Raw genomic sequence first — 16837 nt, 5'->3', positions numbered from 1 at the left:
CTGTGAAAATAAAGCGTACACATCTTATTGAGGACGTCTTTCGGCGTCCGGTTACCGGGAGCAGGGCGTGCAGAAGACCTACCGCATTGGCCAGATCGTGCCGAGTTCGAATACGACGATGGAGACGGAGATTCCGGCGATGTTGCTGGCGCGCCAGCAGATTCGGGGGGAGCGTTTCACCTTTCATTCGAGCCGGATGCGGATGAAGAAGGTGGTCAAGGAGGAGCTGGCGGCGATGGACGCGGAGTCGGATCGGTGCGCGGTGGAGCTGAGCGATGCGCGGGTGGACGTGCTGGGTTATGCGTGCCTGGTGGCGATCATGGCGATGGGCCGTGGGTATCACCGTCAGTCGCAGGCGCGGCTGACGGCGCACACGGCGGCCAACGGGGGCGAGGCGCCGGTGATCACCAGCGCGGGGGCGCTGGTCGATGCGTTGAAGGTGATGGGAGCGCGGAAGATCGCGGTGGTGGCGCCGTACATGAAGCCGCTGACCGAGCTGGTGGTGGACTACATCGGCAACGAGGGCTACGAGGTGGTGGATTACCGGGCGCTGGAGATTGCGGACAACCTGGAGGTGGGACGCCATGATGCGGGGCGGCTGCCGGAGATCGTGGCGGGGCTGGATTACCGCGAGGCGGACGTGATCGTGCTGTCGGCGTGCGTGCAGATGCCGTCGCTGGGGGCGATTGCGAAGGTGGAGGCGCAGACGGGCAAGCCGGTGGTGACGGCGGCGGTGGCCACGACGTACGCGATGCTGAAGGCGTTGGGGCTGGAGGCGGTGGTGCCCGGTGCGGGCGCGCTGCTGTCGGGTGCGTACTGAGCCGGAGAAGGAGCGAGCGATGAGCAATTTTCGGTATGGCGGCAACGTGCAGGCCAACGGGATCCGGCAGCACTACCTGCGCTATGGGGGCGAGCGGGCCGGTCGCGATCCGGTGATCATCGTGCCGGGGATCACCAGCCCGGCGGTGACCTGGGGGTTCGTGGGCGAGCGTTTTGGCGAGCAGTTCGACACCTACATCCTGGATGTGCGCGGGCGCGGGCTGTCGCAGTCGGGGCCGCAGCTGGACTATGGCCTGGATGTGCAGGCCGAGGACCTGCTGGCGTTTGCGCGCGCGCTGGGGCTGTCGCGCTACAGCGTGGTGGGCCACTCGATGGGCGCGCGCATCGGGATCCGTGCGGCGCGCACGGGCGAGGCGGGGCTGGCGCGGCTGGCGATGGTGGATCCGCCGGTGTCGGGGCCGGGCCGGCGGGCGTACCCGTCGAAGCTGCCGTGGTACGTGGACTCGATGGCGCAGGCGCGCCAGGGGATGACGGGCGAGCAGATGAAGGCGTACTGCCCGAGCTGGACGGCCGAGCAGCTGCAGCTGCGCGCCGAGTGGCTGCACACGTGCGAGGAGCGGGCGGTGATCGCCAGCTTCGAGGGGTTTCACGAGGACGACGTGCACGCGGACCTGCCGCGGGTGCGGGCGGCGCGGCTGCTGATGACGGCCGCGCGGCGAGGTGGTGCTCGATGCGGACGTGGCCGAGATCGAGGCGCTGGCGCCGGGCACGGTGCACGTGCGGGTGGCGGGCGCGGGGCACATGATTCCGTGGGACAACGAGGAAGGTTTTTACGCGGCGTTCGGGGATTTTCTGGGCGCGCGCCTGCGGGCGGGCTGAGGCCGCGAGGACACAAGGAGAGTAGCGATGCCGGTGAGCGATTACGAGATGATCCGGGCCTGGACGCAGGTGCTGCGCCTGTCCAGGCTGCAGGCGGGGCAGACGGTGACGGTGCTGACCAGCGCGGCCACGCACCCGCAGACGCTGGGCACGGCGCTGGTGGCGGCGCAGTCGCTGGGGGCGGTGGTCAATCGGCTGGACCTGCCGCCGGTCAATGGGGAGAAGGCGCTCAGCCGCGATGCGCTGGCGTACCTGGGGACCACGCCGCTGACGGGCAACAAGGCGGCGATCGCGATGCTCAAGGCGAGCGACCTGGTGCTGGACCTGATGACGCTGCTGTTCTCGCCCGAGCAGCACGAGATCCTGCAGGGGGGCACGCGGATTTTGCTGGCGGTCGAGCCGCCGGAGGTGCTGGCGCGGCTGGTGCCCACCGAGGGCGACCGGCAGCGGGTCAAGGCGGCGGCGGCTCGCATCGCGGGCGCACGCGAGATGACGGTGGAGTCGGAGGCGGGCACGCGGCTGCGCTGCGGGCTGGGGGAGTTTCCGGCGATCAGCGAGTACGGCTACGTGGACGAGCCGGGGCGGTGGGACCACTGGCCCAGCGGGTTTGCGCTGACCTGGCCCGACGAGGGCTCGGCCAACGGCACGATCGTGATCGACCGGGGCGACATTTTGCTGCCGCAGAAGTCGTACGTGAGCGAGCCCATCGTGCTGACGGTGGAAAACGGCTACGCGACGCGCATCGAAGGGGGGCTGGATGCGGAGATGCTGCGCGAGTACGTGGCCACGTTCAAGGACCCGCAGGCGTACGCGATCTCGCACATCGGCTGGGGCCTGCAGCCGCGGGCGAGCTGGACCACGCTGGGGCTGTACGACCGGGAGGCGACCATCGGCATGGATGCGCGGGCCTACGAGGGCAATTTCCTGTTCTCGCTGGGGCCGAACAACGAGGCGGGGGGCAGCCGCACGACGGCCTGCCATATCGACATTCCGCTGCGCCGCTGCACGGTGCGCCTGGACGGGCGCGAAGTGGTGCGCGAGGGCAAGGTACTGGACTGAGGAAGGGGCAGGGACATGAGCAATGATCTGGGCAGCTACGAGCGCCAGGGGTTCGGGGCGGCGCTGCCGTTGAAGGCGCCGTACGGGCTGCTGATCGTGGACTTCGTCAACGGGTTCGCGGACCCGGCGCAGTTTGGCGGGGGCAACATCGCGGCGGCGATCGAGACCACGCGCACGGTGCTGGCGGCCGCGCGCGAGCGGGGCTGGGCGGTGGCGCACAGCCGCATCGTGTATGCCGACGACGATGCCGACGGCAATATCTTCAGCATCAAGGTGCCGGGGATGCTCACGCTCAAGGAGCACGCGCCGGCCAGCGCGATCGTGCCGCAGCTCGCGCCGCAGGCCGGCGAGTACGTGGTGCGCAAGAGCACGCCGTCGGCGTTCTACGGGACGATGCTGGCGGCGTGGCTGGCGCAGCGCGGGGTGCAGACGCTGCTGGTGGCCGGGGCGACCACCAGCGGGTGCGTGCGCGCCAGCGTGGTCGACGCGATGTCGGCGGGTTTTCGGCCGCTGGTGCTGTCCGATTGCGTGGGCGATCGCGCGCTGGGCCCGCACGAGGCCAACCTGTTCGACATGCGCCAGAAATACGCCGCCGTGATGACGCATGACGAGGCGCTGGCAAAGACAAAGTGACACTCAGGTGCCTTGTATCTTTCCTCCGGTGGTGATTAGCTATCACCACCGCGCGCCGATGACCGCGAGTTGGTGCCCAAAGCGAGGACTTTGTGGGACAGATAGCGGCTCGGCAGCGCACTGCTGGGCCGGCGAGACACTGGACGGTATCGTAGGGCGAGGACCCTGTATGTACAAGGCAAGTGGGCGCAGTGGCTGACAGCAGTTTGTTATCTGCAGGAGGCCAAGTCCATGTTTTCATAGGTATTGATGTATCAAAGGCCAAGCTGGATTGCACGTTGCTGACGGCTGAGGCTGACAAGCGTAAGACCAAGGTGGTGGTCAACACCGCCGCGGGCGTACAAGCCCTGCTGGCGTGGTGCGCCAAACACGGCGCACAGCCGGCGCAGTTGCACGCCATCCTGGAGCCTACGGGTCTGTATCACGAGCAAGCGGCCACGGCGCTGCCCCAGGTCCGGGTCTCTTTGGTCAATCCCGCCCAGGCCCGGGACTTTGCCAAGGCCTTGGCGCTGCGCTCCAAAAATGATGCGCTCGACAGCTACGTGCTGGCTCGCTATGGACAGACGCTGAGCCCGGCGCTGTGGCACCCGGCGCCCTTGCATGCGCGTCAACTGCGCGCCTTGTTGACGCGACGCGAGGCGCTGAGCAAGGATCTGTTGCGTGAGCTCAATCGCAAAGAGAAGAGCCAGTTCAGCCCCTCGGCGCCCTTGGTCGATGGTTCCATCGACAAGGCCATCGCGTTCTTGCGCGAACAGATCAAACAAATCGAGCGGGCGATCGATCAGCACATCGACAACCACCCCGACCTCAAGCAAGACTGCGAGCTGCTGAACTCCATCCCCGCCATCGGGCCTCAGGCCGGCAACGCCATCCTGGCCGTCATGCACAATCGGCATATCGACTCCGCCCAGAGCCTGGCCGCCTATCTCGGGGTGGTCCCTGTGCAGCGCCAATCCGGCAGCAGTCTGAACAGCTGCGCACGCCTGTCCAAAGCCGGCCCCTCCCAGGTGCGCGCCACGTTATACATGGCGGCCCTGGTTGGGACCCGCCACAACCCCCACATCCGCGCCCTTTACCAGCGCCTGCTCAAAGCAGGAAAAAGCAAAAAGGCCGCGCTGGGCGCGGCCATGAGAAAACTGGTGCATCTGTGCTTCGGGGTCCTCAAAAACCGCATCCCCTACCAGCCCAATTACGCCATGAACGGTTGACTGCCAAGACGGTATCTGTCCCCACGGGGACAGGCACCTGCCGAATCCTGGTCCTTCCCGCGAGGACAGGCACCTGCTGAATCTTGCTCCCTGCGGGCACAGACGCGCCGAGTATGAGGACGGTCATGCAAACACCCAGATCGCAACGAGAGGCCTTGCTGCGCGCCGCGGACGCCTTGCTGGTCACGCGCGCGCCGACGGCGGGGGCGCAGCCCGCGCCGGGGCAGCCGGGTGCGGCGTCCGATTATGTGCCGGCCACGCCGGACGTGTTCATCGCGGTGCGCGCCGACGGCCGGGTGCAGGCGTTCAACGGGCACGTGGACCTGGGCACGGGCGTGCGCACGGCGCTGGCGCAGATCGTGGCCGAGGAGCTCGACGTGGCGTTCGAGCGGGTGGAGATGGTGCTGGGGCATACCGAGGCCGCGCCGAACCAGGGGCCGACGATCGCCAGCGCCACGATCCAGATCACCGCCGTGCCGCTGCGCAAGGCGGCCGCGCAGGCGCGCGCCTGGCTGCTGGCGCGCGCCGCCGACGCCTTGCGGACGCCCGCCGACATGTTGCGCGTGGACGATGGCGTCGTGCGCGCCGGGAACGGCCGCGCCACCGATTACTGGACATTGCTGGCCGGCGGCGGCACCACGCTGGCGCTGGCCGACGCGGTGGCGCTCAAGCCCAGCGCGCAGTATCGCTGCGCGACCAGCCGGCCACGCCGCGCGAACTGGTGGCGCAAGGCGATGTGGACGCGGCGCTGGCGCACCCGGACGCGCTGCGCTGCACTATGTATGGCCGTACCAGATGCACGGATCGATCGGCCCGTCCTGCGGGCTGGCCGACTACCGCCCCGATGGCCTGACGGTCTGGTCGGGCACGCAGAATCCCCATATGCTGCGCATCGACCTGGACCGCCTGCTCGGCCTGGGCGAGTCGCGCATCGAGATCGTCCGCATGGAGGCGGCCGGCTGCTATGGCCGCAATTGCGCCGACGATGTCTGCGCCGACGCCGCGCTGCTGTCGCGCGCGGTGGGACGGCCGGTGCGGGTGCAGCTCAGCCGCGAGCAGGAGCACGCCTGGGAGCCCAAGGGCGCGGCGCAGCTGATGGAAGTCCGTGGCGCGGTCGACGCGCAAGGCGGCCTGGCCGCCTACGATTTCGCCACCCGCTATCCGTCCAATGACGCGCCCTTGCTGGCCCTGCTGCTGACCGGGACGCTCGCCGCCGAGCCGCGTACGCTGCAGATGGGCGACCGTACGGCCGTGCCGCCGTATCGCTACGACAGGCTGCGCGTGGTGTGCCACGATACCGCCGCCATCATGCGCGCGGCCTGGCTGCGCGGCGTATCGGCCCTGCCCAATTCGTTCGCGCACGACTGCTTCATCGACGAACTGGCCGAACGCGCCCAGGCCGATCCGCTGGCGTTTCGCCTGCGCCACCTGGACGATCCGCGCGCCATCGATCTGCTGCGCGAAGTGGCAAGCCGGGCCGGCTGGCGGGAAGGGCAACGCGGCAGCCGCGGCCAGGCGGACGCACGGCACCTGCTGCGCGGCCGCGGCCTGGCCTACGCGCGCTACGTGCACAGCAAGTTCCCGGGTTTCGGCGCGGCCTGGGCGGCCTGGGTGGTGGACCTGGCCGTCGATGCGCGCAGCGGCGCCATCACGGTCGAACGGGTGGTGGTGGGCCAGGATACCGGCATGACCGTCAACCCCGACGGCGTGCGCCACCAGTTGCACGGCAATGTGATCCAGTCGCTCAGCCGCGCCTTGAAGGAGCAGGTGTCGTTCAACCAGGCCGGCGTCAGCAGCATGGAGTGGGGCGCCTATCCCATCCTCGGTTTCACCGAGGTGCCGCCGATCGAGGTCGTGCTGATGCCGCGCCAGGACCAGCCGCCCATGGGCGCGGGAGAATCGGCCTCGGTGCCGGGCGCCGCCGCGCTGGCCAACGCCCTGTTCGATGCCACCGGCCGGCGCTTTCGCGAGCTGCCGTTTACGCCCGAGCGGGTGCGCGCGGCGCTGGCGGGCTGACCGCGCGCGCGGCCGCGTTGCGCCAGATCAAGGCCGGCGGGGGGGGGGGCGCCCGATGCATAATGGGCCTGGCGCGAATGGGAGGCTGCGCAAACGCCATCGCGCCCGTTCCGGAGATGCGATGCGACGCCTGAGAACAATATTCATTCTGCTGGTCGCGGCCCTGTCCGTCCTGTGGCTGAGCCAGAACCCGCCCGGCGCATGAGGCGAGGGCTTCTGGGTCATGCGCAAGCCCCTGATCTACTACACCGGCATCCTGGCCCTGGGCATGATGTCGCTGGGCGTGATCCTGGCGGCGCGGCCGGCCCGCTTCGAAGGCGCCCTGGGAGGGCTGGACAAGTTCTACCGGCTGCACAAGTGGCTGGGCCTGGGCGGCGTGGCGCTGGCGCTGACGCACTGGCTGCTGAAGATCGTGCCGCCCTGGATGGCCGCGCAGGGCTGGACCGTGCGGCCGCCGCGCGTGCCCGCGCCGGCCGGGCAGGCGGCCCTGTACGACCCGTTCCAGGCCTGGCACGGGGTGGCCAAGAGCCTGGGCGAGTGGGGGCTGTACGCCTTGCTGCTGCTGGCCGCGCTGGCCCTGTACAAGCGCTTTCCGTACCGGCACTTCTTCCGCACGCACCGGCTGATGCCCGCGCTGTACCTGGTGTTCGTGTTTCATGCCGTGGTGCTGATGGCGCCGGCCTACTGGCGCGGGCCCATCGGGCCGGTGATGGCCGTGGTCATGGCCGCCGGCGGCGCGGGCGCGCTGTTGTCGCTGCTGGGCCTGATCGGCCGCCCGCGCCAGGCCGCCGGCCGCATTGCGCGGCTGGAGCGATTCGCCGACAACGCGGTGATGCAGGTCGACGTGCAGCTGGAGACGCGCTGGCCCGGCCACAAGGCGGGCCAGTTCGCGTTCGTGGCCTTCGACCGCGCCGAGGGCGCGCATCCGTTCACCATTTCGTCGGCCTGGCGCGACGACGGCTTGCTGCGCTTCAGCATCAAGGGGCTGGGCGACTACACCCGCAGCCTGCCGGCGCGCTTGCGGGTGGGCGACGGCGTGACGGTGGAGGGACCCTATGGGCGCTTCGATTTCCGCGCGAACGGCAGGCCGCAGATCCTGGTGGCGGGCGGCATCGGTATCACGCCGTTCCTGGCGCGGCTCCAGGACATGGCCGCCGCTCGCTCCGATGGCGCGCCGGCGCACGAGGTGGACCTGGTGTATTCCACCAATGCGCCGGACCCGGATTTCATCGGCGAACTGCGCGCCCTGGCCGAGCGCGCCCGGGTCGGCCTGCACGTGCTGGTGACGCAGCGCGACGGCAAGCTGAGCGCGGAGCGCCTGGTCGACATGCTGCCGCGGGCCGCGCAATCGGAAGTGTGGTTCTGCGGGCCGGCCGGGTTCGGCCAGGCCCTGCGCGAAGGCCTGGCCGCCCGCGGCATGCCGCCGGCCTGCTTTCACCAGGAGCTGTTCGAGATGCGCTGACGGCGTACCGCTAGAAGCGGTACATGGCGCTCAGGGTGACCGTGCGGCGCTGGCCGTAGAAGCAATCGCCGCGCCGCAGGCACACCACCTCGTAGGTCTTGTCGGCGATGTTGGCGACGTTCAGCGCATAGCGCCACGAACCGGTGTCGTAGCTGAGCATGGCGTCGAACAGGGCCACCGAGCCGGTCTCGGGCGCGGACCCGTCGCGAAACGCGTTCAGGTAGCGCACGCCGGCGCCGGCGGCAAAGCCATGCACATCGCCCACGCTGAACCGGTATTTGCTCCACAGCGAGAACGTGTGCTTGGGCAGGCCTTCGAGCTGCGGGTCGATGTCGGTGTAGTTGTAGTTGGCGATCACATCCATCTGCGGCGTGACGCGGCCGCGGAATTCCAGTTCGATGCCGCGCGTCTTGGTCTTGCCGGTCTGCACCTGGTTGGTGGGATCGGACGGGTCGTTGGTCTGGCGGTTGCGCTCGCGCAGGTCGTAGGCCGCCAGGGTGGCCTCATAGCCGGTGTCCTGCGGCATGTACTTCAGGCCTGCTTCCCATTGCTTGCCGCGCATCGGCACCCAGCGGTTGCCGCTGTTGTCGGTGCCGGCGATGGGGGTGAACGACTCGCTGTAGCTGAGGTAGGGCGACCAGCCGTTGTCGGCGGCGTACATCAGGCCCAGCCGCTTGGTGGTGGCGTTGTCGGTTTCCTTGTCGGCGCCCTCGACGCTGTTGGCGACGCGGTCGTGGCGCAGGCCCGCCACCACGATCCAGTTGCGGTCGAACTTGATCTGGTCCTGCAGGTAGACGCCGATCTGCTGCTGCTTGTTCTTGGGCACGTCCGACATGGCATAGTCGGGCAGGGTGCCGTAGACCGGCTGGTACAGGTCCAGCGGCGCGCCGAACCCGCTGCCGGTCTCGCCGGTCTCGCGATAGCGGCTGTAGTCCACGCCCATCAGCAGGGTATGTTCGGCGCGGCCCCAGTTCACCTTGCCTTCGAGGTTCTGGTCGGCCAGCAAGGAACGCATGCGCGGGTTCTTGATGTACAGGTAGCGATTGACCACGCGCTGGTCGGCGTCGATGAAGGGATTGTCGGGGTTGCCGTAGACCGCCGGATACAGCGTGCTGTAGTCGACCTTGCTGGATGTGTGGCGCAGGTTCTGGCGCACTTTCCAGTTGTCGTTGAACTTGTGCTCGAACTGCCAGCCCACGCTGAATTGCTCGGTGTCGTAGCGGTCGAAGCCGGGTTCGCTGGTGAAGCGGCGGGTGGGGATGCGGCCGTTGGGGTTGCCGCTGACCGTGCCGCTCCAGGGCAGGAAGGCCTGGGTCGTGCCCGACTTGTCCTTCTGCCAGTAGGCCTGCAGCGTCAGCGAGGTGGCGGCGCTGGGCTGCCAGGTCAGCGACGGCGCGAGCATCATGCGGTCGTCCTTGGTGTACTGGACCTGCGTGTCGCTGTCGCGTCCGAGGGCCACCACCCGGTACAGCCAGGTGCCGTCCTCGGTCAGCGGGCCGGTGAGATCGGCCTGGATCTCCTTGCGGTTGTGGTTGCCCACGGTCACGCCGATCTCGCGCATGGCCTCGGGCTGCGGCCGCTTGCTGACGAGGTTGACCACGCCGCCGGTGCTGCCCTGGCCGTACAGCATCGAGGCCGGGCCGCGCAGGACTTCGACGCGCTCGAGCCCGTAGACCTCGGTGCGCGGATTGTTGTAGTTGAAGAACTGCTTCAGGCCGTCGAGATACTGGACCGGCTCCACCCCGCGCACCCGCACGTAGTCGCCGCGGTTGTCCACGCCATAGGCGTTGGGGCGCACCCCCGCGGCGTAGTTCATGGTGTCCTGCACGTTCTGCGCGCCCTGGTCGATGATCTGCTCGCGCGGGATCACCGTGACGGCCTGCGGGGTTTCCGACAGCGGGGTATCGGTCTTGGTGGCGGTGGCGCTGCGCGTGGCGGCATAGCCGTCGACCGGGCCGGTGGCGGTCTCGCCCCTGCCGGTGACCTGCACGGTGGGCAGGGTGGTGGCTTCGGTGGCGGTCTGCGCCTGGGCGGCGCCGGCCGCCAGCGAGGCGGCCAGCGATAGATGCAGCAGGCGCGGCGCGACCGGGCGCTGCCGCTGTGGCGTGCGAGTATGCAAGGGAGGTTCCTCTTTCTTTTATATGTCTGAGGCCACGAATTCTATCGCCAATCAGAATGATTCACATTAAATGTTTTACACAAACTGTTTCGGCGATGAAACACAGCCCGTGGCCGGGCGGCGCGGCGGGGCGTCAGCGCGGCGGCGGGCCGGTCTCGCGCGGGCGCCGGGTTCCGCCGGCGCGGCGGTCGGCCTTCTCGGCGATCAGGTTGCCGGCGGCCATGGCGCGGCCGCGCGCCTCGATGCGCGCCAGGAGGTCGCGCAACTGGTCGATTTCGGCCGGATCCAGCGATTCGGCCAGCAGGTCGTTGAGCTGGGCCACCGCGGGCAGCACCGCCTGGTAGTGCGCCAGGCCGGCCTCGGTGGCCTCGATGTGCACCACGCGGCGGTCCGACAGGCCGTGTTCGCGCTGCAGTCAGCCCTTGCGGCACAGCGCCCCGACGGTGCGCGACGTGCGCACCAGGTCCAGGCTGGCCGCGGCGGCCAGCGCCGCCGACGTCATGCGGCCATGCTCGACCGCCGCGGCCAGGATGCGCCATTCGCGCCGGGTGATGCCGTAGCGGCCTTCGCACAGGCGGACGAACACCGGGTTGGACTGCGACCAGGCCTGGTACAGCCGGTACATCAGCATATCCTGGAGACAGGCGGCAGGGCGGGACATGGCGGCGTTGGAGACCTTGCGGGGCTTATTGGATTAGATCCATCGAGTATCGGCTTGTTAGATTGTCGGCACAACAATGAAAGGAGACAAGCGATGTTCAAGTCGATGCTGGCGGCCGTCCTGGCGCTGGGAATGTCGGGGCCGGTGGCGCAGGCGGCCGCGCCGCTGGACGGCCCGCTGACCATTGTGGTGGGCTATGCGCCCGGCGGCAGTTCCGACCGCATCGCCCGGCTGGTGGCCGAGCGCCTGAAAGACCGGGTAGGCGTGCCGGTCATCGTCGAGAACAAGACCGGCGCGGGCGGGCGCATCGCGGCGCAGGCCTTGCGGCAGGCCTCGGCGCAGCAGAATGTGCTGATGCTGGCCAACCCGGCGGTCATGGTGGTGGCGCCGCTGGTCTACGCCCAGCCCGGCTACGACGCGCAGCGCGATTTCCAGCCGCTGTCGCTGGCCAGCCGCTACAAGTTCGCGCTGACGGTGCCGGCCGGTTCGCCGCTGCGCACGCTGGCCGACCTGCGCCAATGGATCGCCGCGCATCCGAAGCAATTGACGGTGGGGGTGCCGGCCACCGGCAGTCTGCCGCACTTCTTCGCCCTCATGCTGGGCCGCGAAGTGGGCGAAGACGTCGAGGTGGTGGGGTACCGCGGATCGGGCCCGCTGATCACCGAGCTGATCGGCGGCATCCTCGGCCAGGGGATCGACACGCTCGATACGCTGCTGCCGCAGCACCAGGCGGGCAAGCTGCGCATCCTGGCCACCTCGGGCCAGACGCGCGACGCGCAACTGCCCGACGTGCCGACCTTTCGCGAAGCGGGCGTGGACCTGGCCGCCGACGGCTGGAACGCCTTCTTCGCTCCGGCGGCCATGCCGGCGGACAAGGTCGAGCGGCTGGGCCGCGATATCGCCGCCGTCATGAGCGAGCCCGCCATGCAGCAGGCCGTGCGCGCGGTCAACCTGGAGCCGGTCGCGCAGGACGCGGCGCAGACCGCCGCCTCCTTGCAGGCCTATCGCGACCAATGGGAGCCGGTGGTGCGCCAGTCCGGCTTCACCGCCACCCAGTAAGCGGCCGGAATCCGTCATGACACAAGTGCAGAACGTGCTGTTCATCATGGCCGACCAGCTGCGGGCCGACCACCTGGGCTGCTACGGCCACCCCTACCTGCGCACCGCCAGCCTGGACGCGCTGGCGCGCCGCGGGGTGCGGTTCGAGCGGGCCTTCGTCAACTCGGGCGTGTGCGGACCGTCGCGCATGAGCTACTACACCGGTCGCTATCCTTCCAGCCACGGCGCCACCTGGAACCGCGTGCCCTTGTCGGTGGGGGAGGTGACGCTGGGCGAATACCTGGCCGGCCATGGCCTGGACCTGGCGCTGGCCGGCAAGACCCATGTGCTGCCCGACGCGGCGGGCATGCAGCGGCTGGCCCTGGATGGCGGTTCGGAGCTGGGCCTGCTGCTGAGCCGGGGCGGCTTTCGCGAGCTGGACCGCTACGACGGCCACCACGAGCCCGGCGCCGAAAGCGGCTATCCCGCTTTCCTGCGCCGCCACGGCTATGACTCGCCCGACCCCGGGAGCGACTACGTCATCTCGGCCATCGACGCCGGCGGGCAGGTGGTCAGCGGCTGGCACATGCGCAATACCTATCTGCCGTCGCGGGTGCGCGAGGCGCATTCCGAGACGGCCTACATGACCGGCCAGGCGCTGGATTTCATGCGGCAGCGCGGCGGCCAGCCCTGGGTGCTGCACCTGAGCTACGTCAAGCCGCACTGGCCCTACATGGCGCCGGCGCCCTATCACAGCATGTACCGGCCCGAACAATGCCTGCCGGTGCTGCGCACGGCGGCCGAGCGCGAGGACGCCCATCCGGTGGTGTAGGCCTATCGCCAGCACGAGGAAAGCCTCAGCTTCGCGCGCGAGGATTGCGTGCGCATCGTCCGGCCCGCCTACCAGGGGCTGATCCAGCAGCTCGACGACCATCTCGGCCGGCTGTTCGACTACATGGAAGGCGCGGGGCTGATGCGCAACACGCTGGTCATTTTCACCTCCGACCACGGCGATTTCCTGGGCGATCACTGGCTGGGCGAGAAAGAGCTGTTCTACGACACGGTGCAGCGCGTGCCGCTCATCGTCATGGACCCGAGCCCGGCCGGCGACGCCGTGCGCGGCACGGTCAGCGACAAGCTGGTCGAGGGGGTGGACATCGTCCCGACCATCCTGCAGGCGCTGGAGGTGCCGTTGCCCACGCATCGCATCGAAGGGCGGGCGCTGCAGCCGCTGCTGCACGGCGCGACGCAGGCGCCATGGCGCGATTGCGTGTTCTCCGAGCTGGACTACAGCTTTCGCCAGGCGCGCCTGCTGCGCGGCAAGACGCCGCAGCAGGCGCGCGCCTGGTCGGCGCGCACCGACCGCTGGCGCTATGTGTACTGGCAGGACGAGCCCGAGCAGCTGTACGACCTGGCCAACGATCCGGGCGAGCTGCAGGACCTGGGCCGCAGCCCGGCCCACGAGGCGGTGCGCGCCGAGATGCGCGCGCGCCTGCTGGAATGGTCGCTGGGGCGCAAGACCCGCGTCACGATCGCCGATTCCGCCATCGAGCGCAGCACCAACGCGCACAAGCGCGCGGGCATCCACTTCGGCCAGTGGTAGGGCCGGCGCCGGACGGCGCCGCTAGTTGTGAAGATTCAATAGGTTGTATGCATGGTTCATCCGAACCGGATTTGAGAAACTGGAAATCGCCGATCCCCCAGTTCACTCAAGGAGCCCGGCCGGATGAACACCCATAAGCATGCCCGATTGACCTTCCTACGTCGACTCGAAATGGTCCAGCAATTGATCGCCCATCAAGTTTGTGTGCCTGAAGCGGCCCGCGCCTATGGGGTCACCGCGCCGACTGTGCGCAAATGGCTGGGCCGCTTCCTGGCTCAGGGCCAGGCGGGCTTGGCCGATGCGTCCTCGCGCCCGACGGTCTCGCCCCGAGCGATTGCGCCGGCCAAGGCGCTGGCTATCGTGGAGCTGCGCCGCAAGCGGCTGACCCAAGCGCGCATCGCCCAGGCGCTGGGCGTGTCAGCCAGCACCGTCAGCCGCGTCCTGGCCCGCGCCGGTCTGTCGCACCTGGCCGACCTGGAGCCGGCCGAGCCGGTGGTGCGCTACGAGCATCAGGCCCCCGGCGATCTGCTGCACATCGACATCAAGAAGCTGGGACGTATCCAGCGCCCTGGCCACCGGGTCACGGGCAACCGACGCGATACCGTTGAGGGGGCCGGCTGGGACTTCGTCTTCGTGGCCATCGATGACCACGCCCGCGTGGCCTTCACCGACATCCACCCCGACGAGCGCTTCCCCAGCGCCGTCCAGTTCCTCAAGGACGCAGTGGCCTACTACCAGCGCCTGGGCGTGACCATCCAGCGCTTGCTCACCGACAATGGCTCGGCCTTTCGCAGCCGCGCCTTCGCCGCGCTGTGCCATGAGCTGGGCATCAAGCACCGCTTTACCCGACCTTACCGCCCACAGACCAATGGCAAGGCCGAACGCTTCATCCAGTCGGCCTTGCGTGAGTGGGCTTACGCTCACACCTACCAGAACTCCCAACACCGAGCCGATGCCATGAAATCCTGGCTACACCACTACAACTGGCAGCGACCCCACCAAGGCATCGGGCGCGCTGTACCCATCTCCAGACTCAACCTGGACGAATACAACCTATTGACAGTTCACACCTAGCCGCGCGGACCCGTGGTCGACTTCGTGGTGCGCCGGGTCAAGCGCATGGTGCCGGCCTGGTCGCTGCCGGGCGCGCGGCGCCTGCGCGACGTGCTGGCCGAAGGCGAGCGCCTGCCCCACGCGGCGCCGGCGCTGGGCCACGCCGACCTCGCCTGCCTGCAATACACCGGCGGCACCACCGGCGTGGCCAAGGGCGCCATGCTCACCCACGGCAACCTGATCGCCAATCTGTGCCAGGCGCACGCCTGGGTCAGGCCGCTGGTCAAGGAAGGCCGGGAATGCGTGGTGACGGCCCTGCCGCTCTACCATATCTTCGCCCTGACGGCGAACTGCCTGACCTTCCTGAAGATCGGCGCGAGCAACCTGCTGATCGTCAATCCGCGCGACATCCCGGCCTTCGTGCGCGAGCTGCGCAAGACGCCATTTAGCTGCATCACCGGCGTCAACACCCTGTTCAACGCCCTGCTCGACCACCCCGGCTTCGCCCGGCTCGACTTCTCGCGCCTGCGGCTGACCCTGGGCGGCGGCATGGCGGTGCAGCGCTCGGTGGCGGAACGCTGGCGCGCCGTCACCGGCAAGCCGCTGGCGCAGGCCTATGGCCTGACCGAGACCTCGCCGGCGGTCACCATCAACCCGCTCGACGCCCCGGTATTCACCGGCTCCATCGGACTGCCCGTGCCCTCGACCGAGCTGTCGATCCGCGACGAACAGGGCAAGGAACTGCCGCTGGGCGAGACGGGCGAAATCTGCGTGCGCGGTCCGCAGGTCACGCCGGGCTATTGGCAGCGGCCCGACGAAACCGCGCTCAGCTTCCACGCCGACGGCTTCCTGCGCACCGGCGACATGGGCTACGTCGACCCGCAGGGTTATGTCTTCCTGGTGGACCGCAAGAAAGACATGATCCTAGTCTCGGGGTTCAACGTCTATCCGAACGAAATCGAGGACGTGGTGGCGCTGCACCCGGGGGTGCGCGAGGTGGCCGCCGTGGGCGTGCCCGACGCGCGCTCGGGCGAGGCGGTCAAGCTGTTCGTGATCCGCAAGGACCCGGACCTGGACGCCGCCGCGCTGATCGCCTACTGCCGCGCCAACCTGACCGGCTACAAAGTGCCGCGTTCGGTGGAATTCCGCACCGAGCTGCCGCGCACCAACGTGGGCAAGATCCTGCGCCGCCAGTTGCGCGACGAGGCCGGACGGCCCGCCTAGCTGTGAACTGTCAATAGGTTGTATTCGTCCAGGTTGAGTCTGGAGATGGGTACAGCGCGCCCGATGCCTTGGTGGGTCGATGCCAGTTGTAGTGGTGTAGCCAGGATTTCATGGCATCGGCTCGGTGTTGGGAGTTCTGGTAGGTGTGAGCGTAAGCCCACTCACGCAAGGCCGACTGGATGAAGCGTTCGGCCTTGCCATTGGTCTGTGGGCGGTAAGGTCGGGTAAAGCGGTGCTTGATGCCCAGCTCATGGCACAGCGCGGCGAAGGCGCGGCTGCGAAAGGCCGAGCCATTGTCGGTGAGCAAGCGCTGGATGGTCACGCCCAGGCGCTGGTAGTAGGCCACTGCGTCCTTGAGGAACTGGACGGCGCTGGGGAAGCGCTCGTCGGGGTGGATGTCGGTGAAGGCCACGCGGGCGTGGTCATCGATGGCCACGAAGACGAAGTCCCAGCCGGCCCCCTCAACGGTATCGCGTCGGTTGCCCGTGACCCGGTGGCCAGGGCGCTGGATACGTCCCAGCTTCTTGATGTCGATGTGCAGCAGATCGCCGGGGGCCTGATGCTCGTAGCGCACCACCGGCTCGGCCGGCTCCAGGTCGGCCAGGTGCGACAGACCGGCGCGGGCCAGGACGCGGCTGACGGTGCTGGCTGACACGCCCAGCGCCTGGGCGATGCGCGCTTGGGTCAGCCGCTTGCGGCGCAGCTCCACGATAGCCAGCGCCTTGGCCGGCGCAATCGCTCGGGGCGAGACCGTCGGGCGCGAGGACGCATCGGCCAAGCCCGCCTGGCCCTGAGCCAGGAAGCGGCCCAGCCATTTGCGCACAGTCGGCGCGGTGACCCCATGGGCGCGGGCCGCTTCAGGCACACAAACTTGATGGGCGATCAATTGCTGGACCATTTCGAGTCGACGTAGGAAGGTCAATCGGGCATGCTTATGGGTGTTCATCCGGCCGGGCTCCTTGAGTGAACTGGGGGGGTGGCGATTTCCAGTTTCTCAAATCCGGTTCGGATGAACCATGCATACAACCTATTGAATCTTCACAGCTAGCCTGCAAGCCTGGGCGCGCGGGATATGATAAAGCGTACACACTTGAATTCTGCA

Annotated in this window: 7 protein-coding genes and 7 pseudogenes; 11 read left to right on the top strand and 3 right to left on the bottom strand. The window is 68.6% G+C overall.

The features are described 5' to 3' along the window. Positions 1–67 precede the first annotated feature (67 nt). The 7 genes and pseudogenes from BN118_RS04940 to BN118_RS04910 all read left to right on the top strand — a co-directional run bounded on the left by BN118_RS04940 (position 68) and on the right by BN118_RS04910 (position 8037). Positions 68–820, top strand: coding sequence for a maleate isomerase (locus BN118_RS04940; RefSeq protein ID WP_010929891.1), 753 nt, complete (start codon positions 68–70; stop codon positions 818–820). A 19-nt stretch (positions 821–839) separates the two neighbouring features. Beyond that, positions 840–1659: pseudogene (locus BN118_RS04935) on the top strand (alpha/beta fold hydrolase). Between the two features lie 27 nt (positions 1660–1686). Beyond that, on the top strand, positions 1687–2718 hold the full coding sequence (locus tag BN118_RS04930; protein ID WP_010929892.1) for a M29 family metallopeptidase: 1032 nt from the start codon (positions 1687–1689) through the stop codon (positions 2716–2718). Between the two features lie 15 nt (positions 2719–2733). Then, complete coding sequence (locus tag BN118_RS04925) at positions 2734–3351, top strand: isochorismatase family protein (RefSeq protein ID WP_010929893.1); 618 nt, start codon at positions 2734–2736, stop codon at positions 3349–3351. A 191-nt stretch (positions 3352–3542) separates the two neighbouring features. Continuing rightward, entirely contained in the window at positions 3543–4559 is a 1017-nt protein-coding gene (locus BN118_RS04920; RefSeq protein ID WP_010930525.1) for an IS110-like element IS1663 family transposase, read from the top strand. Between the two features lie 113 nt (positions 4560–4672). Continuing rightward, positions 4673–6575 (top strand): annotated as a pseudogene (locus BN118_RS04915) (xanthine dehydrogenase family protein molybdopterin-binding subunit). A 55-nt stretch (positions 6576–6630) separates the two neighbouring features. After that, positions 6631–8037: pseudogene (locus tag BN118_RS04910) on the top strand (ferredoxin reductase family protein). Between the two features lie 10 nt (positions 8038–8047). Here BN118_RS04910 and BN118_RS04905 read toward each other — a convergent pair. After that, positions 8048–10156 (bottom strand): TonB-dependent siderophore receptor, encoded by a 2109-nt coding sequence (locus BN118_RS04905; protein ID WP_014905576.1) that lies wholly within the window; start codon positions 10154–10156, stop codon positions 8048–8050. 133 nt (positions 10157–10289) lie between these two features. Further along, a pseudogene (locus BN118_RS04900) lies at positions 10290–10817 on the bottom strand (MarR family winged helix-turn-helix transcriptional regulator). A gap of 93 nt (positions 10818–10910) precedes the next feature. Between BN118_RS04900 and BN118_RS04895 the strand changes: the two are divergent. The 4 genes and pseudogenes from BN118_RS04895 to BN118_RS04885 form a co-directional block, all read left to right on the top strand. Continuing rightward, a complete protein-coding gene (locus BN118_RS04895) occupies positions 10911–11876 on the top strand; it encodes a Bug family tripartite tricarboxylate transporter substrate binding protein (protein WP_010930661.1) in 966 nt (321 codons plus the stop codon). Between the two features lie 16 nt (positions 11877–11892). Further along, a pseudogene (locus BN118_RS04890) lies at positions 11893–13458 on the top strand (sulfatase-like hydrolase/transferase). A 123-nt stretch (positions 13459–13581) separates the two neighbouring features. Continuing rightward, positions 13582–14532, top strand: a complete 951-nt coding sequence (locus BN118_RS19390) for an IS481-like element IS481 family transposase (RefSeq protein ID WP_010930730.1) — start codon at positions 13582–13584, stop codon at positions 14530–14532. Then, positions 14533–15735: pseudogene (locus BN118_RS04885) on the top strand (AMP-binding protein); the annotation flags it as partial. It lies immediately after the preceding gene. On the opposite strand, the pseudogene BN118_RS04880 reads toward BN118_RS04885, so the two are convergent. Next, positions 15732–16681: pseudogene (locus BN118_RS04880) on the bottom strand (IS481-like element IS481 family transposase). The pseudogenes BN118_RS04885 and BN118_RS04880 overlap by 4 nt on opposite strands. Between the last annotated feature and the right edge of the window lie 156 nt (positions 16682–16837).

It is taken from the genome of Bordetella pertussis 18323, assembly GCF_000306945.1.
In the GTDB taxonomy this organism is placed as follows: domain Bacteria; phylum Pseudomonadota; class Gammaproteobacteria; order Burkholderiales; family Burkholderiaceae_B; genus Bordetella; species Bordetella pertussis.
Note: the sequence above shows the minus strand (reverse complement) of the source record. Positions and strands in the feature narration are given on the sequence as shown.